This is a genomic window from Gordonia sp. VNK1 (genome assembly GCF_040049135.1).
In the GTDB taxonomy this organism is placed as follows: Bacteria; Actinomycetota; Actinomycetes; order Mycobacteriales; family Mycobacteriaceae; genus Gordonia; species Gordonia oleivorans.
The window spans coordinates 126179-145998 of the sequence record NZ_JBDZDJ010000012.1; the positions used below are offsets into that span (position 1 = coordinate 126179).

Here is a 19820-nt window from a genome sequence, read left to right on the forward strand (position 1 = left end):
ATCGATGGGGAATCCCTTGCCACAACCCTGGCAAGATCCTAATGTCCTAACAAGGGCAGATATCCATCAAAAATCCCTCAGGAGTGGGCCATGCCACATCGCTATCCGGTGCGCGACATCGCCAGGCAGGCGGGCGTCAGTGAGGCAACGGTCGACCGCGTGCTGCACGGGCGATCCGGCGTGCGTGAGGCCACCGGCCGTCAGGTCGAGCAGGCCATCGCTGACCTCGACCGGCAGCGCACCCAACTCCGGCTCTCCGGTCGGCAGTTCATGATCGACCTGGTGATGGAGACCCCGCAACGGTTCTCGTCCATGGTGCGCACCGCGTTGGAGCTCGAGATGCCGAGCCTGCGACCGGCGACCTTCCGGGCGCGCTACCACTGCCACGAGCAGTGGGAGGTCGAGGCGATCGTCGCCGAACTCGACGCCATCGCGCGTCACGGGAGTCACGCGGTCATCCTCAAGGCGCCGGACGCACCCGAGGTCGCGGCCGCGATCGGCAGGTTGAGTGCCGCGCGTATTCCGGTGATCACGCTGGTGAGTGATGTGCCGATGAGCACGCGGATCGGCTATGTGGGCATGGACAATCGGGCGGCCGGCGCGACCGCGGCCTATCTGATGTCGCAGTGGCTGCGGCACGTCGACGCTGACATCCTGGTGATGACCAGCAGCGCGGAATTCCGGGGCGAGGAGGAGCGGGAGAAGGGTTTTCGTGCCGCGATGCGCCGCGACGATCCGCACCGGCACATCACCTACGTCTCCGGCTCCGACGGGCTCGACGTGACCAGTCGGAGGCTGACCACCACGGCGCTGCACCACAATTCACGGATCGCGGCCGTCTATTCGATCGGCGGCGGGAACAAGGGAATCGTCGCGGCGCTCGCCGCCGCGGATCGGACATGCCAGGTGTTCCTCGGCCACGACCTCGGGCCGTCGAATCGCGATCTGTTGCGTAGCGGACATCTCACCGCGGTGCTGCATCATGACCTGCGCGCGGACATGCGACAGGTCGCCCAGACGGTGATGAGTCACCACGGTGCGGTGCCCGGGGAGTATCGACCGCGCGCGACGGAGATCCAGGTGATCACGCCGTTCAACATGCCGCCGGAATGAACCGAGGCCAATGTTTGGTTGTTATGACATACTGTGAGGCATGACACAGGCCACCCAGCTGCAGGTGGATCTCGACCGTTCGACCCCGGTGCCGCTCTACCATCAGCTCGCCCAGGCCATCGAGTCGGCGATCATCAATGGCGAGCTGACCCCGGGCGATCGGCTCGAGAACGAACTCGATCTCGCCAAGCGACTCAAGCTCTCCCGGCCCACGATCCGGCAGGCGATCCAGGAACTCGTCGACAAGGGTGTGGTGGTCCGTAAGCGGGGAGTCGGCACCCAGGTGGTCCAGAGTCCGGTCAATCGTTCGGTCGAGCTGACCAGCCTCTTCGACGACCTGAGTTCCGCCGGGATGCATCCGGCGACGCAGCTGCTGGAGTATCGCCGATCGGTACCCGACGACGACCTGCGCACCGAACTCGGCCTCGACGCCGACGCGGAGGCCGTGACGATCCGGCGTCTGCGCAGCGCCGGTGGTGAACCGCTTGCGGTGATGACCAACCATCTGCCCGCCGACATCTGCCCACCGCCGGGTGACCTCGAGGACGGGGGTCTCTACAAGGGGCTCCGGGCCAACGGTGTGCACATCCGGCTGGCGCGTCAGGTCATCGGTGCCAAGGCTGCCGATGCCGACGAGGCGGCCCTCCTCGACGTCGACGAGGGTGCGCCGCTACTCACCATGCAGCGCACCGCATTCGACGATGCGGGCAAGGTGGTCGAGGTCGGCCGGCACGCCTATCGCGCGGACCGGTACTTCTTCGAGACCACCGTCGTCGACCGCTGACGTCACTCGGTGGGGGACTCGGGCGCCGCGTCGTCGCCAGTGCCGATGTCTTTGCCGCCGCCACTGCCGCTGACCGCGATCAGCAAGTGCCGCACCGCCATTGCCCGCCGGTACGACGGGCCGGTCAACTCGTCGAGAGCGCATTCCGGATCGGCGGGCGGGCCGACATGGGTGCAACCCCGCGGGCAGTGCTCGATCGCCTCGTGCAGGTCGTCGAAGGCGTCGATGATGTCGTCGGGTTCGACGTGGGCCAGCCCGAAGGACCGGATGCCGGGTGTGTCGACCACCCAGGACCGTTCGCCGTCCGGATCCTCCGCCGACGCGGGGAGCGGTAACGCCACCGACTGCGTCGACGTATGGCGCCCCTTGCCCACCCCGGAGACCACACCCGTGGCGCGATCGGCGTCCGGCACCAGGCGATTGACGAGGGTGGACTTGCCCACCCCGGAGTGTCCGATGAAGGCGGCGAGGTGCCCGCGCAGGATGGCGAGGAGGTCGTCGAGGGCATCGTCGCGTCCGGCACGGACGATCGGCAGATCGAGGCCGTCGAAGGCCGCGACGAACTCCGTCGGGTCGGCGAGATCGGATTTGGTCAGGCACAGCACGGGTTCCAGCCCGCCGACGTAGGCGGCGGCCAGGGCGCGTTCGACGAAGCCGGTGCGGGGAGGGGGATCGGCCATGGCGGTGACGATCAGCAGGCGCTCGGCGTTGGCCACCACGATGCGTTCGTAGGGATCGGTGTCATCGGCGGTGCGGCGCAACACCGTTCGCCGGTCGGCCACCTTGACGATGCGGGCGAGGGTGTCGGGCTTTCCGGAGAGGTCGCCGACCACCGACACGTCGTCGCCGACGACCACCGGTGTCCGGCCCATCTCCCTGGCACGCATCGCCACCACGATGCGGTCCGGATCGCCGCCGAGGGCGCAGCCCCAGCGGCCGCGGTCCACGGAGACGACCATCGCCGATTCGGCGTCGTCGTGGGCGGGGCGTGTCTTGGTGCGCGGCCGTGAACCCTTGCCCGGTCGGATCCGGACGTCGGATTCGTCGTAACTCGCCGCGCGGCGACTCACGGACGGCCGATCATCTTCTGCCACATGCCCGGAAAGTCCGGCAGCGTCTTTGCGGTGGTCTCGATGTCGTCGACGGTGACCGCCGGTACCCGCAGCCCGATGATGGCCCCAGCGGTGGCCATCCGATGGTCGGCGTAGGACTCCCAGCGCCCGCCATGGAGTTCCGCCGGTCGGATGATCAGGCCGTCGTCGATCTCGGTGACATCGCCACCGAGGCGGCCGATCTCGGTGGCCAGTGCGGCGAGCCGGTCGGTCTCGTGTCCGCGCAGATGCGCGATCCCGGTGAGACGTGATTCGCCCTCGGCCAGCGCCGCGAGGGCGGCGACGGTCGGGGTCAGCTCGCCGACCTCACGCAGATCCCGGGTGATCCCGGTCAGCCGTTGCGGCCCACGCACGGTCAGCGTCCCGTCGAGAAGTTCGACGGTGCAACCCATCTCGGCGAGGATGTCGGCGATCTGCGCGCCCGGCTGGGTGGTCACCGCCGGCCAGCGCGGCACGCCCACCCGGCCGCCGGTGGCCGCGGCGGCGGCGAGAAACGCTGCCGCATTGGACAAGTCGGGTTCCACGATCCAATCGACCGCGCGGATCGTCGACGGTGCGATCCGCCAGACGTCGGGTTCGCTGACGTCCACGGTGACCCCGGCGGTCTCGAGCATCGCGATGGTCATCTCGATATGCGGCATGGACGGTACCGGGGGACCGACGTGCCGGATGGTGAGGCCGTCGGTGAACCGCGCGCCGGTCAACAGCAGACCGGAGACGAACTGCGACGACCCGGACGCATCGATGGTGACCTCGCCGCCGCGTGCGGACCCGGTTCCGTTGACGGTGAACGGCAACGAGTCGCCGTCGACGTCGACTCCGAGATCACGCAGCGCGTCGAGGATCGTGGACAGGGGGCGCTGGCGTGCCTGTGCGTCACCGTCGAAGTCGACCCGCCCGGTGGCCAGCGCCGCGACCGGGGGCAGGAATCGCATCACCGTTCCGGCGAGCCCGCAGTACACGTCGGTGCCGTGCATGTCGCGGGGTTCGATGGACACCGTGGTCGGGTCGGCGGCGTCGACGCGGATGCCGACACCGAGCCCGGTGAGCGCGGCGAGCATCAGGTTGGTGTCACGGCTGCGGAGGGTGCCGGTGATCGTCGACGGCCCGTCGGCGAGGGCGGCGAGCAGCAACGCACGATTGGTGATCGACTTCGAGCCGGGCAACTCGACGATGGCGTCCACCGATCCGCCGACGGTGGGCGCGGTCCACGTGCTCATGCGGTCCAGTCTGTCATGGGGCGCCGACACGACCGGGAGCGACGGTCACCGGTTGTCGAGCCGCAGGGGATGGCTCGCGGGGACCTCGACGACGATCAGCAACCGCCCGTCGGGGTCGCGGACGTGCATCTCGATCAGACCCCACGGCTCGGTCACCGGTTCACGCTCGATGTCGACGTGCGCGGCCCGCAACTCACGTTCGGTCGCGACGGCATCGCGCACCTGCAGCCAGAGTGCTCCGGACGGTTCGACGCCCGAGCTGATGTCCGAACTCATGTGGCCGGGGATCTCGATGAGTCCGTTGCCCGCATGAAAGACCATGCCGCCGGGGTACTCGCGCGCCACCGAGAGCCGGAGTTGATGTCGATAGAAGTGCTGCAGCTTCTCCGGATCGGCCGAACGCAGCAACACGCGGCTGGTGAGGACCTCCATGTCTAGAGTGTCTACACCGCTACCGGCGGGTCGGACATGACTCGGCCCGGCGCGTCGCACCGGTCGTGGTGTTCGACGCGCCGGGCCGGGCGGTCACTGGCCTTCGGTGGTCCCGTCACTCCCGCCGAGGGCATGGCCCCGGTTCAGGTCGTTACCGTGGCGGGCCGCCTCGTAGATGGCCCGTTCGCGGGCGATGCGGTCGGTCTCGCCGATCGGCGTGGCGTCACCGAAGGCGAACGCCGATTCGTGTGGGGTGTCATGCGGGATGTCGGGATCGTCGACGGCGGGGTCGAGTTCTTCGGGCTGTGGGCTGGGGGGCATGGGTCAAGTTTACGGCCGCAATCGCCTCGGCACCGGCGGTACCGGCGCCGAGGCACACTCCTAGTCGACGGTCATCGATCCCTCACCACGACTGGAGAATTTCCCGTCGGTGACGCCGTCCCAGCGGTCCAGCACAGCCGTCGCGGTCGGATCGCCCTGGCTCCTGATCCACTCGCACAGTTCCTTGGGTGCCGACTGGTTGGTGACGATGAATCGGTGCAGTCCGGGATCGTGTTCGGCGAGGACCTTGAGGGTCTCCGGCGGGGTGTTCGGGTCGGCGGCGGCCAGTGCGTCGCGCGGGTCGAACGCGCCCCCACGCGGTGCGTCGGAGCCGGACAGTCCCTCGGCCTCGGCGACGTCGATCTCGCCGGTGTTGTGGTAGTCGACCGGGTCGGGGGAGGTGCTGCGCCAGTTGAGCAGCAGGTTCAGCACGATCGCGGTGATCGCGCCGGCGGAGATCCCGGAGTGGAAGATCGTCTGGAACCAGTCGGGGAACTGGTGATACAGGTCGAGGGAGACGTTGACCGGCGCATCACTGAGGGTGCGGTCGGTGTAGTACAGCTTGGCCTCGGTGAGCATCGCGACGCCGACGGAGATGGCGACGACCAGGATGTTGGTGTTGTTGAACTTGACCTTGGTCAGGGTCCGGACACCGCTGGCGGCGACCATGCCGAACAGTGCCACGCCCGCGCCGCCGAGGACCGGTTGCGGGATGCCCTCGATGATCGCGGCCATCTTCGGCAGCAGACCGAGGATCACCAGGATGACGCCGGCGCACGTCGCGACGTGGCGTGTCTTGACCCCGGTGATGGCGACGAGCCCGACATTCTGGGCGAACGCGGTGTACGGGAAGGTGTTGAAGATGCCGCCGAGGACGGTGCCGACACCGTCGGCGCGCATGCCGTCGGCGAGTTTCTGCGGGGTGATCTTCTTGTCGACGATCTCGCCGACGGCGACGATGTCACCGGTGGTCTCGGTCATGATCACCAGAGCGACGATGATCATCGCGATGATCGAGCTGACGTTGAAGGTGGGCAGGCCGAAGTAGAACGGCTCGGGGATCGCCACCCAGGAGGCCGAACCGACGTTGCTCCAGTCGGTCATCCCGAACGGGATGGAGATCAGGGTGCCGATCACCAGGCCGACGAGCACCGAGACGCGCTTGATCGTCGCCGGGGCGAAGCGCTCCAGCAGGATGATGATCAGCAGCGTCAGGAAGCCGAAACCGATGGCCTTGGGTGCGCCGAAGTCCTCACCCTGGGCGGTGCCGCCGCCGAACCAGCCGGCCGCGACGCGCATCAGCGAGACGCCGATGATCAGGATGATGGTTCCGGTGACCAGTGGTGGGAAGAATCTGATGAGCTTCCCGACGATCGGGGCCACCAGGATCATGAAGAGGCCACAGGCGATCACCGAACCGTAGATGGCGGTGATGCCGTGCCCGAGGCCGATGGTGATCATCGGTCCGACCGCGGCGAAGGTGACACCCTGCATCAGCGGCAGCCGCACGCCGAAACGCCAGAACCCGACCGCCTGCAGCAGCGTGGCGATACCGGCGACGAAGAGGTCGGCGGTGATCAGATGCACCATCTCGTCGGATTGCATCTGTCCCGCGCTGATCATCGCGCCACCGACGATCAACGGCACCGCGACGGCACCGGCGTACATTGCCAGGACGTGCTGCAGGCCGAGGGGGAAGAGCTTGGCGAACGGGGGGATGTCGTCGACCGGATGGTCGGTGCTGCGCCCGTGCTTGATGGTGTCGAGAACTGACATTCCCCATGTCTACGAGGGCGAGATTTCCGATTTGACGCGCTCGTGTGTCGAATGTGTTTCCGGCAGAATATATCCGCATGGCGCCTCGAACCTCCCAGCTCAGTTCGGGGCTGCTGATGTACCGGCGGTCCGGCACCGGGATCGAGATCCTCATCGCCCATCCCGGCGGACCGTTATGGGCACGCAAGGACGACGGCGCGTGGTCGATCCCCAAGGGCCTCGTCGACGAGGGTGAGGATCTTCTGGCCGCCGCCCGACGCGAATTCGCCGAGGAGATCGGGCAACCCGCTCCTGAGGGCGAGGTCCTTGATCTCGGCGTGGTCCGGCTCAAGAGCGGTAAACGGGTCGTCGCCTTCGCCGTCGAGGGTGATCTCGATGTGTCGATGGTGGCGAGCAACACCTTCGAGATGGTCTGGCCGCCGCGGTCGGGGCGGGTGCAGAAGTTTCCGGAAGTCGATCGGGCGCAATGGGTTTCGACTGCGGATGCGGCTATCAAGCTCAACCCTGCCCAGGTGGCGTTCGTCGATCGCCTCCGCGAGTTGATCGGGGCCTGAGTCCGAGCCGGACCCGATGGTGGCGCGGGCGCCGTCCCGTGCTGTTCGGTACCGCCCTCTCCAATGCAGCCCTCTTGCGTGTCGTCATCGCGTGTCGTCGCGCGTCGGTTCACGCCCGTAAGCGCCAGACATAGAGCCGCTATCAGTTCCCTGAGTGTACAAATACATGAGTTGCGTCTAGACAACGAATCAATCACCATCTATTGTCATGTTCATTCGTGATGCACAACACACCAGGAGGTAATCGATGAGCATCGACGACTCGACGTCGACGAGCGCGCCCACGCTCGAGTGGCGAGACAAGAAGCGGTATCTGTGGTTGCTGGGCCTGATCCCGCCCACGGCACTGTTCGTGGCGGCCGGGCTGGTCGCCGCATTCCATGCGATCGGCTGGGGTGTGGCCGCCCCGGTGTGGTGGTGGATCGGACCGATCCTCATCTACGTGCTACTGCCGATCCTCGACATCTTCTTCGGCCCCGACGGCGAGAATCCGCCGGATGAGTTGATGGAACAACTCGAGAACGACAAGTACTACCGGTACTGCACCTACGCGTTCATCCCGTTCCAGATCGCCAGCCTGATCTTTGCCTGCCACCTGTGGACGGCGTCGGACCTGTCCTGGCTCGGCATCGAGGGCGGCCTCGGTCTGGCGTCGAAAATCGGTGTGGCACTGACCATCGGCGCGATGGGCGGCATCGGCATCAACACCGCGCACGAGATGGGTCATAAGAAGGACGAACTCGAGCGCTGGTTCTCCAAGATCACGCTCGCCCAGACCGCGTACGGCCACTTCTACATCGAGCACAATCGTGGACATCACGTGCGGGTGGCCACCCCCGAGGATCCGGCGAGTTCACGATTCGGGGAGTCGTTCTGGATGTTTCTGCCGCGCAGCGTCTTCGGTAGCCTGCGGTCGGCGTGGGAGCTGGAGGCCACACGCATGCGGCGTCTCGAGCGACCGGTCTGGCATTACAGCAACGACGTGCTCAATGCCTGGGCGATGACGATCGTGCTGTGGGGTGTGCTCGCGGCGATCTTCGGCTGGCAGGTCCTGCCGTTCGCGGTGATCCAGGCGGTCTACGGATTCTGCCTGCTCGAGGCGGTCAACTATCTCGAACACTACGGACTTTTGCGGCAGAAGACCTCCAGCGGGCGTTACGAACGCTGCGCACCCCGGCACAGCTGGAACTCCGATCACATCTGCACCAACATCTTCCTGTATCACCTGCAGCGACACAGCGATCACCACGCGAATCCCACCCGGCGATATCAGACCCTGCGGTCCTTTGAGGAGGCACCGAGCCTGCCGAGCGGCTACGCCAGCATGATCGGCCTCACCTACTTTCCGCCGCTGTGGCGGCGGGTGATGGATCACCGCGTCCTCGATCACTACGACGGCGACATCAGCAGGGTGAACCTGCATCCCCGCAAGGCGGAGCGCATCATCGCCCGCCACGGCGGGTCCGCGACCGGCGCGGGGGTCACCCGATGAGCGCGTACCGATGCCCCGTCTGCGACTACATCTACGACGAGACGACCGGCGCTCCGCGCGAGGGCTTTCCGGCCGGCACCACGTGGGACGGCGTCCCCGACGACTGGGCCTGCCCCGACTGCGGCGTCCGCGAAAAGGTCGACTTCGAGCCCGTCCGCGCCGCGGTGTGAGCGATCGCCCGCCCCTCATTCCTCAACTCACTCCAGGAGAACGATCATGAACTTCAAGCTGTTCCGTTGCGTCCAATGCGGTTTCGAATATGACGAGGCACTCGGCTGGCCCGACGACGGGATCGCGCCGGGCACTCGCTGGGACGACATCCCCGACGATTGGAGTTGTCCGGACTGCGGCGCCGCCAAATCCGACTTCGAGATGATCGAGGTGGCTCGGCCGTGACGGGTGGTGTCGTAATCGTCGGTACCGGGATCGCCGGGATGACGGCGGCCCAGACATTGCGGGACAACGGGTTCGGTGGTCCGGTGACGGTGATCGGAAGCGAACCCGAGGATCCCTACCGGCGCACCGCACTGTCCAAGGATCTCTTGCGCGCGGATCTGTCGGCAGATCGGATAAGGCTGCGGCCGTCGGCGTTCTGGACCGAGAAGAATATCGAGGTGTGCTGTGGGGTGATGGCCTCCGACCTCGACACCGCCGGCCGGCTGGTCGGACTGTCCGACGGACGGACGCTGCCCTACGATGCGCTCATCCTGGCTACCGGCGGTCGCGCCGCCAGCGCGGAACCGATGGCCGGGGTGCCGACGCTGCGTACCCGGTCCGACGCGCAGCGAATCCGGGAGTCGATCGCGGACACCGGGCGTGTGTCGGTCGTCGGCGGTGGGCTCATCGGCCTCGAGATCGCCGCATCCGCGGCGGCCGCCGGATACCCGGTCGATGTCGTCGAGCGCGCCCATCGTGTCATGGAACGCGTTGTACCCGAGATCGTTTCCGAGGTGATTGCCGAGCTGCACAGCGAGCGGGGGGTGGTGCTGAGATGCGGCGCCCGGGTGGCTTCGGCCGACGCTGCCGGACTCACCCTGAGCGGTGGTGCGCGACTCGACGGTCCGGTGGTGGCGGCGCTGGGACTGCGCCCGGATGTCACGCTGGCCGTTGCCGCGGGGATCGAGGTGGCTGCGGCGGGAATCGCCACCGACGACCACCTGCGCACCAGCGCCGACGGCGTCTACGCCGCAGGCGATGTGGCCGCGCCGCCGCACCCGCGTACGGGGCGGCCCGCCCGCACCGAGAACTGGATGTCGGCCACCAAGCAGGGCATGGCGGCCGCGCTGAGCGTGTCCGCCGATCTCGCCGGAGGGTCGGCGCCGGCCTACCGCGAGGTCCCACTCGCCTGGACGATTCACTACGGAGTCAACTTCCAGATCGCCGGGTGGCCCGCCTCGGGGACGCGGTATGAGATCGACGGCTCGCTCGCCGAACGTGATGCGGTGGTGCGGTGCTTTGACGACCGACAACTCGTCGGCGCGGTGGCGATCGGGCGGCCGCGAGCGGGTCGTACGGCGCGCGAGGAGATGACCGCCGAGCTGACCCGGCTGACGGTATGAGAGCCCCGACCCCGGCGAGGCGGGCGGCCGGGGAGTGCCTCGGTAGTCTCGTCGGGGTGAGGACGAGGCGGACATTCGCAGAGGCGAGCAAGGAACTCCTGCGGACGACGCTGCTCGACGGCCTGCATGACCTGCTCCTCGAACAGGATTGGCCGTCGGTGACCGTCGCCGACGTGGCGCGGGTGTCCGGGGTGAGCCGCCAGACCGTCTACAACGAATTCGGCTCGCGGCACGGGATCGCCGAGGCCTACGCCATGCGGTTGGCTCAGCAATTCTCCGCGATCGTCTCCGACGCGATCACGCGTACCGCAGGCGATGTCGACGCCGCGCTGTATCAGGGATTCACCGACTTCTTCGGCACCGCAGCCGACGACCCTCTCATCGGTTCCCTCCAGCGGGGCGAGGCCAAACCCGACCTGCTGCGCCTGATCACCACCGACGCGGGTCCATTGATCACCACCGCGAGTGCGGCCCTCATCGACACGCTCACCACGTCGTGGATCGGACTCGGTGACGACGACGCCCTCCCGATCGCGCGGGCCATCGTCCGCATGGCCCTGAGCTACGTGGCGATGCCACCGGAGAGCGACCGCGACGTGGCCGCCGACCTCGCCGTGGTGATGGCGCCGGCGATCTCGGCGGCGCGGGCCCGCGGTGGCGATGACGCGGGGGCCGACGACGACGCCGGTGACTGAGTGATCGGTCAGTCCAGCCGATACCGGATCAGCCGGGCGGAGTTCCCGACCACCGCCACCGACGAGGCGTTGTGCAGGATCGCCGCCAGGACCGGGGACAGCGCACCACCCGCCCCGATCAGCAGACCGATGGCGTTGACGGCGATGGCCATTCCGTAGTTCTGCCGGATCACCCCCAGGGTGTGATCGCCCAGATCGCCTACGGCGGGCAGCATCGCGAGATCGTCCCGGGCCAGCGCGATGTCGGCGGTCTCGACGGCCACATCGGTGCCGGCCAGACCCATGGCGATGCCGACGTCGGCCGCGGCGAGCGCCGGTGCGTCGTTCACTCCGTCGCCGACCATCGCCACGACGTGGCCCTGCGCCTGTAGTTCGCGTACGGCGGCGAGTTTGTCGTCGGGGAGGACCTCGGCACGCCACTCGTCGATACCGAGCGACTCGGCGATCGCGGCGGCGGTGGCGGCATGGTCGCCGGTCAGCATCGCGATGCGTTCGACACCGCGTGACCGCAGGACGTCCAAGACCTCGCGCGCATTCTCGCGGACCTCGTCGCGCAGGCTCACCAGACCGACCAGCCGACCGTCGACGGCCAGCAGAAGAGGTGTCTCGCAATCGTTTCGGAGCCGATCGACCCAGTCCCGGGCGTCGTCGCTGAGGGCGACGTCATGCTGGGCGAACAGGGCCGGGCTACCCAACAGCAGTTCCCGGCCGTCATCGGCCAGCGTACGCATCCCCAACCCGACGATGACCTCACATTCGGCGTGTGTTGGGATCTCGATGCGACGGTCGGTGGTGGATCGGATCACGGCCTCGGCCAACGGATGTCGCGAGTGGATCTCCGAACTCGCGGCGTGCGCGAGCACCTGTTCGGGGGTCCAGGCGTCGTCGAAGGAGATGACGTTGGTGACGATCGGACGCCCGGTGGTCAGCGTTCCGGTCTTGTCGAACACCATCGCCGTGACGCGTCCGGCGGCCTCGAGATGCGAGCCGCCCTTGATCAGGATGCCGCGCCGCGCGCCGTTGCCGATGGCGCCGCTGATGGCCGTGGGGGTGGACAGGCCGACAGCACACGGGCAGGCGATGAGCAGCATCGTCATCGCGCGACGGAGATCCCGGGTCACCAGCAGGGTGGCCGCCGACAGCAGGAAGGATGCGGGCACGAACCGCCGGGAGAACTGCTCGCCCACGGTCTGGATCGGCGCCCGGTCGTGCTGGGCCTCCTCGACTCGGGAGATGATGCGACCGATGGCGGTGTCGGTCCCGACCGCGGAGGTGCGGATCACCAGTCGTCCGCTGACCACCACCGAGCCGGCGTGCACGTGATCACCGACCGCCGCGGTCACCGGCAGATTCTCGCCGGTCAGGGCGGACTGATCGACCACCGCGACGCCGTCGACGACCGTCCCGTCGGCCGGCACGGCGACGTGGTCGTGGATGACGATGACGTCGCCGACGGCCAGCGAGTCGATGGGCACCTGCACCTCGGTACCGTCGTCGAGCTGGATCCAGGTGGTGTCGGTGTTGCCGCGCAACAGATCCGAGATGGCCCGGCGGGTCGGCGAAGCGTCAGATCCTGCAGGAACTCACCGATGTTCAACAGCCACAGCACCGTCAGTGCGACGACGTTCTCGCGCAGCAGCAGGCTGGCGACAGTGGCCGCGGAGACCAGTGCGTCGGTGCCGGCGCGACCACCGCGCAGCGACCGCAGCGCACCCTTGAGGAACGGATACCCGGAGAAGATGGTGACGCCGGTGGCAACGGTGCGTGACGCGGGCCCGAGGAGCCGCGGACGCCGGAAACCGTAGCGCCGCAAGCCCAGAAGCACGAGAGCCCCGGCGCCGATACCGAGCCGGACCAGCTCGGTGTTGGTGATGTCGGCCGAATGCGGGTGAGCCCGCGCGACGCTGGTCAGGTCGACCGACAGCCCGTCGGCGAGCGCCGAATGCAGTGCGGCGCGATCGGTGGTCGAGCGATACCAGACCACCACCGATCCGGTGCGCGGGTAGACGTGTGCGGCACGGACACCGGGCACGGCCATCAGTGCGTCCTCGACGGCCACCGCCCGCCGGGCAGGGGCGCCACGGAGATCGGGTGTGATCAGCCGGAGTCGGCCGGCGGCATCCGAGCGGATGTCGGCTGCGACGACGGTCACCGCGGATCAGTGCTCGTGATCGTGCGGTTCCGACACCCCGGGTGGATTCGCCTCTTCGCCGATGCGATCCTACGCCTCGGCGATGATGTCGGCGGTGCGCAGGCGTGCGTCCTCGGCGATGGCCTCGGCCTTGCGGGTTCCCAACAGTCCCCACGAGGTGACCACCACCGCACCCTCGCGCAGCGGGGCCTTCGCCACGGCCTTGCGGGCGAGGTCATACGCCGCGGCGCCGACAATCCCGGTGGCCACCGCCGAACCCGCCTTCACCAACAGTGCATGCATCGCCATCTGTGGAACCTCTCCGTCGACCTGTAATGCAAATGATTTCCAGAACGACGAGTTCTAGCGCCAGCGCGCGGAGAATGCGACGTCGGGCGACGCTACGTGACGGTGATCCCACCATCGACGGGCAGTGTCTGTCCGGTGACGTAACCGCCGGCCGGTGAGGCCAGCCAGACCGCGGTGGCGGCGAGTTCGGTGGGGTCGCCGGTGCGGCCGAGCAGCACGCGCGGCATCTGCGAGTCCAGGTAGCCGTCCTTGTAGCCGTCGGTCATCTCCGATTTGAAGAAGCCCGGCGCCAGGGCGTTGACGCGAATGCCCTTGCGGGCGCCCCACTGCTGGGCGAGGTCGCGGGTGAGACCGATGACCCCGGCCTTGCTGGCCGCGTACGCCGCCTGCGGCAGGGATGCGGTGGTGATGCCGAGGATCGAGGAGATGTTGATGATGGAGCTGCCCGGAGTCATCACCCGACCGGCGGCCTGCGCCATCCAGTACGACCCGTTGAGGTTGATGTCGATGACGCTGCGGAACTGTTCCGGGGTTTCCCGGGTGGCGGGGACGGCGGTGCCGACGCCGGCGTTGTTGATCAGCACGTCGACGTGACCGAAGGTCTCCATCGCGGTGTCGATGACCTTCTGGCACGACTCCGGATCGGCGACGTCGGCGGTGACCGACAACGCCTTTCGGCCGATCGCCTCCACCTTGGCGGCGGTGTCGGCGAGCTTGTCGGTGCGGCGGGCGGCGAGCACCACGTCGGCGCCGGCCTCGGCGAAGGTGGTGGCGAACGAGACGCCCAGACCCGACGATGCGCCGGTCACGACGACGACCTTGTCGGTGAGGGAGAACAGGTCGAGAACGGACACGCGGTCACTCCTTGGTTGTCGAGAAGCTGTTGTCGAGAAGCTGTTGAATGATTCAGATTCGCTGACTGTATCGGGCGCGCTACAGCCAGGCCGGGTCGGTGTTGAGGGTGGTGCGGTCCAGGGCTGCCAGCAGGGTGAACTGCACCGCGGTCTTGGGCAGTTCGTAGCGGTAGAAGTATGCCGCAGCGGCTCGTTTGCCGTCGTAGAAGTCCCCGGACTTTCCGCCCACGGCGAGGAGTTGCTCGAGCCACATCCAGGCGATGACGAGATGTCCGGTCGCCTCGAGGTAGGCGGTCGCATTGGCCAGTGACACCGCGACGTCGCCGGCCGACCAGACCGTGGCCGTGGTCGCGACGAGGGTGTCGATCGAATCACGCAGCGCCGCAGCATATTCACTGAGTTCAGGAACCCGGCCTGCGCGGGTGATGGTGTCGCCGATGGTCTCGGCGAGCAGCGCGAGCCCGGCCCCGCCGGCCATCGTGACCTTGCGGCCGAGCAGGTCGAGGCCGTGAATGCCGTGCGCGCCTTCGTGAATGGGATTGAGGCGGTTGTCGCGGTAGTACTGCTCGACCGGGAATTCGCGGGTGTATCCGTAGCCGCCGAGGACCTGGATGGCGAGGTTGTTGGCCTCGAGGCACCACTGCGACGGCCACGACTTGGAGATCGGGGTGAGTACGTCGAGCAGCAGTCCGGCGCGGGCGCTCTCGGTCTCGTCGCCGGTCTGCTGCAGGTCGACGAGCTTGCTGCAGTACAGCCCGAGTGCCAATGCGCCCTCGACATAGGACTTCTGCGCCAGCAGCATTCGCTTGACGTCGGCGTGCTCGATGATCGGGATGGGCTTGGCGTCTGGGTCCTTCTGGTCCACCGGGCGGCCCTGGGTGCGCACCTTCGCGTACTCCAGTGAGGCGAGGTATCCGGCGTAACCCAGTGAGGTGGCGAGGAATCCGACTCCGATGCGGGCCTCGTTCATCATGTGGAACATGTAGGACAGGCCCTTGTGCTCCTCGCCGACCAGGTAGCCGACCGCGCCGGGAGCGCCGGGAGCGCCGTCGGCAAACGTACCGTCGCCGAAGTTGAGCAGGCAGTTGGTGGTGGCCCGGTTGCCCATCTTGTGGTTGAGGCCGACGAGTGCGACGTCGTTGCGGGTGCCGTCGGGCAGGAACTTGGGAACGATGAACAGTGAGATGCCCTTGACGCCCGGGCCGCCGCCGGGGGCCTTGGCGAGGACGAGGTGGACGATGTTCTCGCCGAGTTCGTGATCGCCCGCGGAGATCCACATCTTGGTGCCGGTGATGCGGTAGGTGCCGTCGTCGGCGGGGGTGGCCTTGGTGGTGATGTCGGCCAGGGAGGAGCCGGCCTGGGGTTCGGACAGGCACATGGTGCCGAAGTAGCGGCCCTCGACCATGGGGCGGACCCAGGTGTCGATCTGTTCGGGGGTGCCGTATTCGGCGAGGAGGTTGGCGTTGCCGACGGTCAGGAAGGCGTACGACGACATCGCCGCGTTGGCCGCCTGGAACCATGCCGAGGAGGCGCGGCCGACGACGGTGGGCAGTTGCATGCCGCCGAGGGCGTCGTCGAAGGAGCCGGCCACCAGGCCGGCCTTGAGGTATTCGTGGATGCCCGCGGTGATCTCGTCGGGCAGTACCACCGTGCCGTCGTCGCCGACGAATGGCTCGTGGGCGTCGCCGAGACGATTGAACGGTGCGAACCGGCCGATCGCGATGTCGGCGGAGAGGTCGAGCACGGCGTCGAAGGTCTCGCGCGAGTGGTCGGCGAAACGCGGCCTGCTGGTGAGGGATTCGACGTCGAGCCACTCGTAGAGCAGGAACTCGAGGTCGCGCCGCGACAGTGGGTCGGCCATCACATCTCCGTTCGGTCGTGCGTGCACCTAAGCACTCGCTCAGTTATGAGCACTCGCTTATACTGCCCGGGAACCCCGGATTGGTCAACAGTGCCGGGTGTCGACGAAGGGGAGGCGTACACGGTGAGTACGGTTCGCGTCGCGGAATCCGCGGCCGCACAGCGCATTCGTGAGGCCGCGACGGCGTCCTTCGCCGAATTCGGCTATGCGGGCACCTCGACGCGGCAGATCGCGGCCAGTCTCGGGATGAGTGCGGCGGCGATGTATCCGCACTTCCGGTCCAAGGAGGAACTGCTCTACTCGATCGCGCTGGACGGGCATCGGTCGGTGAACGAGGCGATGGCCGCCGCCGACGACGCGAGTGCTTCGCACACCGACCGCCTCGCCGCGGTGGTGGCGGCCTTCGCCGGCTGGCAGGCGCGCCACCAGCAACTGGCCAAGGTTGTGCAGTACGAGATGCGGGCGTTGACGCCCGCACACTTCCGGACGATCGCGGCACTGCGGCGAAAGACCACCGCGATGATCGCGACGATCGTGACCGGCGGGGTCGAGGCGGGTGAGTTCACCGCCGACGACCCCGACGATGTCGTCCTGGCCATCTCGTCGCTGTGCGTCGACGTGTGCCGATGGTTCCCCACACGGACGCACCGGGACCCGGCGGCGGTGGGGCAGATGTATGCGCGGATGGCCTTGCGGATGGTGCTCGCGACCTGAGGTCGGCCATCGGTGATCAGTGATCGGTGATCAGTGATCGGTTCCGGGGAACGGGGTGTAGTACTGCCGCGCGGCCGAGGCGACGATCTCGGTGAGCTGGGCACCGTCGAGCGCGGCCGGTGTGCCGGCGCTGACCGACCGGAGGTAGACCTCGCACAGCCAGTCGAGGAGTTCGAGATGCTCACATGCCGTCTCGATGTTGCTGCCGACCGCGATCGAACCGTGGTTGCGCATGAGGGCGGCGGTACGTTCGTGCAGAGCGGCACCCACCAGCTCGCTCAGCTCCGGGCTGGTGAAGACGGCGTACGGCGCGACGCGCACGGCGCCGCCGAGCATGGCCGCGGTGTAGTGGATGGCCGGCAGCTCGTCGACGACGGTGCCTGCCGACACCGACGCGATCGAGTGGGCGTGGGCCACCGCGGACACCGAGGTGGTGCGGTAGATCTCCAGGTGCAGGCCGAGTTCACTGGTCGGGCGGTACGGCGTCGGAACCGCGACGACGCCGTCGAGGTCGACGATGACCAGCTGATCCGGTGTGACCGCGTCGAGCCGGCATCCGGTCGGTGTCAGCAGGACGTGATCGCCGCTGCGAACCGACAGGTTGCCGTCGGTGCGGGAGGTGAGCCCGGCCGAGGCCGCGAGATGATGCGCGGCCGCGCACAGAGAGGCGCGGTGATCGTCGATGCCCACCCCATCGACGTTAGACCCATCGACATGCATGTGGAGGACAAGCGGCTCGATTGTGCCCGAGGTGCGCGGCCGCGGGGCTCACTTCTGGCGTGCCTTGAATCGTGGATTGTTCTTGTTGATGACGAAGACACGGCCGCGTCGTCGGATGACCTGGGCGCCCGGTTGATTCTTGATGGATCGGAGGGATACGCGAACCTTCATGACAGCTCCTTGTTGAAAATGACTGTCATGAACAATAGCGCGCGCCGACGCAAAAAGACGAAATGGGTCGTCGTCAGGTGACGATCCCGAACTCCTTGATCTTGCGGTAGATCGTCGCCCGCGAGATGCCGAGTGCGGCCGCGGCGTCGGCCTTGCTGTTGCCGTTCTCCTCGAGGCTGCGCACGATCGCGTCGCGTTCGAGGGCCTCGATGCGGGTCAGGGTGTGCCGGCTGGTGGTGCGACACCGCGGTGGCAGCTGACCGACGCCGATGACGCCGGAGCGTTGATGGGTGACCACCTCACGCAGTGTCTGGCGCAGTTCGGCCACATTGCCCGGCCACGAATACTTGCTGAGTTGGCGCATCGCATCCGGTGCCACACTCAGTTCACGGCCGCGCGTCAACTGCCGCAGCAACGTCGGCACCAGATCCTGCAGATCCTCGATCCGATGCCGCAGTGGGGGGAGTTCCACGGTGTGGCCGAAGAAGGGCAGCAGCGTGGTCCCCGCCTCGACCGCGGACGCCGCGGTGGTGACGCCGAGCCACCCGGCGTGTTCGCGGCCGGGAAGCAGGTCTGCGATGGCCGCCTGGGCGTCGGCGCCGATGGTGTCGATGTCGCGGATGATGACGCAGAAGCCGTCCCGATCGAGTTCGGTGGCCAGCGCGTCGAGGGTGTCCTCGGCGACGCCCGTGGTGTCGTCGAGGGCGTCGGTGGCGAAGTCGTCGGCGGCGAAGTCGTCGGCGGCGAACACCCGGGTGGTGGCCGGTTGGTAGCGTTCGGCGGCCGCACGCAAGGTCGCGGTCCGCCCCGATCCCGCCTCGCCCGACACCGCGATCCATTGGCCGGCCCGCACGTGACCGACGATCCGCGAACAGCATTGCCGCCACGACGAACTACGCCCCACCACTCCGGGCAGGGTTGCCGTCGGCGTTTTCGGCGCGGCCACCGACGGTGCGGGTGCGGCGTCGACGAGATGCACCCGGAAGACCGCGATCTGCGCACCGTCGTCGCAGTACTCCGACACCGGTGACAGCCGCGCGACCCGCCCGCTGGGCAGCGTGCTCACCCGGCCCGGTGTTCCGCGCGTGGGCGACTGGTCGACGGCGTGCTCGAGGATGGCGAGTTGGTCGGCCGGGTCGACGCTGTGACGCAGGCGCCGGTTCATCAGGACCACGTCGCCGGAGATCGCGAGCACCATGGCATTCGGTGCCCGCCGGCAGGTGGCCAGGTACGCGTTCAACAGTCGTGATTCGCGCTCGCTGGCCTGCGACACCATGCGCTGCACTATCTGCGAGGTCGCTGACTTGGCCAGCGAGAGCAACAACGTCGACGGCTGCTCGAGTTCGCTGCGACAGGTCAGATCGAGAGCGCCGACCACCGCTCCGGAGATCGGATGCACGATCGGCACGCCCGCGCAGGTCAACGGGCCGAGGCTGTCGGCGTAATGCTCCGAGCCGCTGACCACGGTGGGTTGGCGGGTCTCGAGTGCGGTGCCGATGCCGTTGGTGCCCGCGAACTCCTCGCTGTAGCTGTATCCCGGTGCGAGACTCACCTCGTCGAGCATCCGACGCAGTCCGGTACTGGCGGTGGTGCGTGAGAGCACCACGCCGTCGGCCGAGGTCAGGATGATCGACATCGGCTCCGACGACAGATCGCCGGCGAGCTGATCGATGATCGGGCGTGCGGCCGTCATCAACGGCCCGTCGGTGTTCGGTTCCCGGACGAAAGGCAGTTCGAGGCGATCGGCGCGGACATTGAACGCGCGGGATCGCCGCCACGACGTCGAGATCGATTCTCGGACGGCGTCATCGAGTCCGTCGTCGCTCAGGAATTTCTCCCGGGCGCGGGCGACCGTGGCGGTGGACGTACTGGGCTGGGCTGGGGGCTGTGAAATCACCGAGCAAGCGACTCCTCTGTGATCTGTATCTCACCTCTCCGACGAGTCTACCTCGTCGGGGGAAGGGGAGGGCCGACCGCGATCAACGCCGCGAACGGCAGATGC

Annotated in this window: 20 protein-coding genes and 1 pseudogene; 9 read left to right on the forward strand and 12 right to left on the reverse strand. The window is 67.7% G+C overall.

From position 1 onward, the window contains the following. Positions 1-90 precede the first annotated feature (90 nt). Both ABLE94_RS16075 and ABLE94_RS16080 read left to right on the forward strand, forming a co-directional pair. Positions 91-1113, forward strand: coding sequence for a LacI family DNA-binding transcriptional regulator (locus ABLE94_RS16075; protein ID WP_348804441.1), 1023 nt, complete (start codon positions 91-93; stop codon positions 1111-1113). Positions 1114-1153: 40 nt separating this feature from the next. Beyond that, complete coding sequence (locus ABLE94_RS16080) at positions 1154-1897, forward strand: GntR family transcriptional regulator (RefSeq protein ID WP_348804440.1); 744 nt, start codon at positions 1154-1156, stop codon at positions 1895-1897. A gap of 2 nt (positions 1898-1899) precedes the next feature. Here ABLE94_RS16080 and rsgA read toward each other — a convergent pair whose 3' ends face one another. The 5 genes from rsgA to ABLE94_RS16105 all read right to left on the reverse strand — a co-directional run bounded on the left by rsgA (position 1900) and on the right by ABLE94_RS16105 (position 6758). Next, the gene (gene rsgA / locus ABLE94_RS16085; RefSeq protein ID WP_348804439.1) at positions 1900-2967 is read right to left on the reverse strand and encodes a ribosome small subunit-dependent GTPase A; all 1068 of its coding nucleotides are present in this window, start codon (positions 2965-2967) and stop codon (positions 1900-1902) included. After that, on the reverse strand, positions 2964-4229 hold the full coding sequence (gene aroA / locus ABLE94_RS16090; protein WP_348804438.1) for a 3-phosphoshikimate 1-carboxyvinyltransferase: 1266 nt from the start codon (positions 4227-4229) through the stop codon (positions 2964-2966). Before aroA ends, rsgA begins: the two co-directional genes overlap by 4 nt. 45 nt (positions 4230-4274) lie before the next feature. Then, positions 4275-4661, reverse strand: coding sequence for a VOC family protein (locus ABLE94_RS16095; RefSeq protein ID WP_348804437.1), 387 nt, complete (start codon positions 4659-4661; stop codon positions 4275-4277). A 93-nt stretch (positions 4662-4754) separates the two neighbouring features. Continuing rightward, on the reverse strand, positions 4755-4982 hold the full coding sequence (locus ABLE94_RS16100) for a hypothetical protein (protein WP_348804436.1): 228 nt from the start codon (positions 4980-4982) through the stop codon (positions 4755-4757). A 60-nt stretch (positions 4983-5042) separates the two neighbouring features. After that, positions 5043-6758 (reverse strand): nucleobase:cation symporter-2 family protein, encoded by a 1716-nt coding sequence (locus ABLE94_RS16105; protein ID WP_348804435.1) that lies wholly within the window; start codon positions 6756-6758, stop codon positions 5043-5045. Positions 6759-6835: 77 nt separating this feature from the next. On the opposite strand from ABLE94_RS16105, the gene ABLE94_RS16110 reads away from it, so the two are divergent. The 6 genes from ABLE94_RS16110 to ABLE94_RS16135 all read left to right on the forward strand — a co-directional run bounded on the left by ABLE94_RS16110 (position 6836) and on the right by ABLE94_RS16135 (position 11058). Then, on the forward strand, positions 6836-7312 hold the full coding sequence (locus tag ABLE94_RS16110; protein WP_348804434.1) for an NUDIX hydrolase: 477 nt from the start codon (positions 6836-6838) through the stop codon (positions 7310-7312). A gap of 247 nt (positions 7313-7559) precedes the next feature. Beyond that, positions 7560-8804, forward strand: a complete 1245-nt coding sequence (locus tag ABLE94_RS16115) for an alkane 1-monooxygenase (protein WP_348804433.1) — start codon at positions 7560-7562, stop codon at positions 8802-8804. After that, the gene (locus ABLE94_RS16120) at positions 8801-8974 is read left to right on the forward strand and encodes a rubredoxin (protein ID WP_348804432.1); all 174 of its coding nucleotides are present in this window, start codon (positions 8801-8803) and stop codon (positions 8972-8974) included. The genes ABLE94_RS16115 and ABLE94_RS16120 overlap by 4 nt, the downstream gene beginning before the upstream one ends. Before the next feature lie 43 nt (positions 8975-9017). Next, on the forward strand, positions 9018-9200 hold the full coding sequence (locus ABLE94_RS16125; protein WP_348804577.1) for a rubredoxin: 183 nt from the start codon (positions 9018-9020) through the stop codon (positions 9198-9200). Beyond that, entirely contained in the window at positions 9197-10363 is a 1167-nt protein-coding gene (locus ABLE94_RS16130; RefSeq protein ID WP_348804431.1) for an NAD(P)/FAD-dependent oxidoreductase, read from the forward strand. Before ABLE94_RS16125 ends, ABLE94_RS16130 begins: the two co-directional genes overlap by 4 nt. Positions 10364-10419: 56 nt before the next feature. Next, positions 10420-11058 (forward strand): TetR family transcriptional regulator, encoded by a 639-nt coding sequence (locus tag ABLE94_RS16135; RefSeq protein WP_348804430.1) that lies wholly within the window; start codon positions 10420-10422, stop codon positions 11056-11058. A gap of 8 nt (positions 11059-11066) precedes the next feature. On the opposite strand, the pseudogene ABLE94_RS16140 reads toward ABLE94_RS16135, so the two are convergent. From ABLE94_RS16140 to ABLE94_RS16155, 4 genes and pseudogenes are all read right to left on the reverse strand, one after another. Then, a pseudogene (locus tag ABLE94_RS16140) lies at positions 11067-13189 on the reverse strand (heavy metal translocating P-type ATPase). Positions 13190-13279: 90 nt separating this feature from the next. Next, complete coding sequence (locus ABLE94_RS16145) at positions 13280-13498, reverse strand: DUF1490 family protein (protein WP_425476219.1); 219 nt, start codon at positions 13496-13498, stop codon at positions 13280-13282. Between the two features lie 92 nt (positions 13499-13590). Further along, positions 13591-14352 carry an SDR family NAD(P)-dependent oxidoreductase gene (locus ABLE94_RS16150; protein ID WP_348804429.1) on the reverse strand — a complete coding sequence of 254 codons (762 nt, stop codon included), beginning with the start codon at positions 14350-14352 and terminating at the stop codon, positions 13591-13593. A gap of 79 nt (positions 14353-14431) precedes the next feature. Next, positions 14432-16213, reverse strand: coding sequence for an acyl-CoA dehydrogenase (locus tag ABLE94_RS16155; RefSeq protein ID WP_348809252.1), 1782 nt, complete (start codon positions 16211-16213; stop codon positions 14432-14434). A 123-nt stretch (positions 16214-16336) separates the two neighbouring features. On the opposite strand from ABLE94_RS16155, the gene ABLE94_RS16160 reads away from it, so the two are divergent. Further along, a complete protein-coding gene (locus ABLE94_RS16160) occupies positions 16337-16927 on the forward strand; it encodes a TetR/AcrR family transcriptional regulator (protein WP_348809253.1) in 591 nt (196 codons plus the stop codon). Between the two features lie 30 nt (positions 16928-16957). Here ABLE94_RS16160 and ABLE94_RS16165 read toward each other — a convergent pair whose 3' ends face one another. From ABLE94_RS16165 to ABLE94_RS16175, 3 genes are all read right to left on the reverse strand, one after another. Continuing rightward, positions 16958-17617: a class II aldolase/adducin family protein gene (locus ABLE94_RS16165; RefSeq protein WP_348809254.1), complete on the reverse strand. Its 660-nt coding sequence runs from the start codon at positions 17615-17617 to the stop codon at positions 16958-16960. Positions 17618-17695: 78 nt separating this feature from the next. Further along, a complete protein-coding gene (gene ykgO / locus ABLE94_RS16170) occupies positions 17696-17818 on the reverse strand; it encodes a type B 50S ribosomal protein L36 (RefSeq protein ID WP_348804425.1) in 123 nt (40 codons plus the stop codon). 73 nt (positions 17819-17891) lie between these two features. Further along, the gene (locus ABLE94_RS16175; protein ID WP_348804424.1) at positions 17892-19715 is read right to left on the reverse strand and encodes a sigma-54-dependent Fis family transcriptional regulator; all 1824 of its coding nucleotides are present in this window, start codon (positions 19713-19715) and stop codon (positions 17892-17894) included. Positions 19716-19820 lie beyond the last annotated feature (105 nt).

Bases quoted from the DNA above. Each gene is read 5' to 3' on its own strand.
- ABLE94_RS16120 (WP_348804432.1), top strand. From the start codon at position 8,801: ATGAGCGCGTACCGATGCCCCGTCTGCGACTACATCTACGACGAGACG.
- ABLE94_RS16115 (WP_348804433.1), top strand. From the start codon at position 7,560: ATGAGCATCGACGACTCGACGTCGACGAGCGCGCCCACGCTCGAGTGG.
- ABLE94_RS16095 (WP_348804437.1), bottom strand. From the start codon at position 4,661: ATGGAGGTCCTCACCAGCCGCGTGTTGCTGCGTTCGGCCGATCCGGAG.
- ABLE94_RS16145 (WP_425476219.1), bottom strand. From the start codon at position 13,498: ATGGCGATGCATGCACTGTTGGTGAAGGCGGGTTCGGCGGTGGCCACC.
- aroA (WP_348804438.1), bottom strand. From the start codon at position 4,229: ATGAGCACGTGGACCGCGCCCACCGTCGGCGGATCGGTGGACGCCATC.
- ABLE94_RS16100 (WP_348804436.1), bottom strand. From the start codon at position 4,982: ATGCCCCCCAGCCCACAGCCCGAAGAACTCGACCCCGCCGTCGACGAT.
- ABLE94_RS16075 (WP_348804441.1), top strand. From the start codon at position 91: ATGCCACATCGCTATCCGGTGCGCGACATCGCCAGGCAGGCGGGCGTC.
- ABLE94_RS16155 (WP_348809252.1), bottom strand. From the start codon at position 16,213: ATGGCCGACCCACTGTCGCGGCGCGACCTCGAGTTCCTGCTCTACGAG.
- ABLE94_RS16080 (WP_348804440.1), top strand. From the start codon at position 1,154: ATGACACAGGCCACCCAGCTGCAGGTGGATCTCGACCGTTCGACCCCG.
- ykgO (WP_348804425.1), bottom strand. From the start codon at position 17,818: ATGAAGGTTCGCGTATCCCTCCGATCCATCAAGAATCAACCGGGCGCC.
- ABLE94_RS16110 (WP_348804434.1), top strand. From the start codon at position 6,836: ATGGCGCCTCGAACCTCCCAGCTCAGTTCGGGGCTGCTGATGTACCGG.
- ABLE94_RS16105 (WP_348804435.1), bottom strand. From the start codon at position 6,758: ATGTCAGTTCTCGACACCATCAAGCACGGGCGCAGCACCGACCATCCG.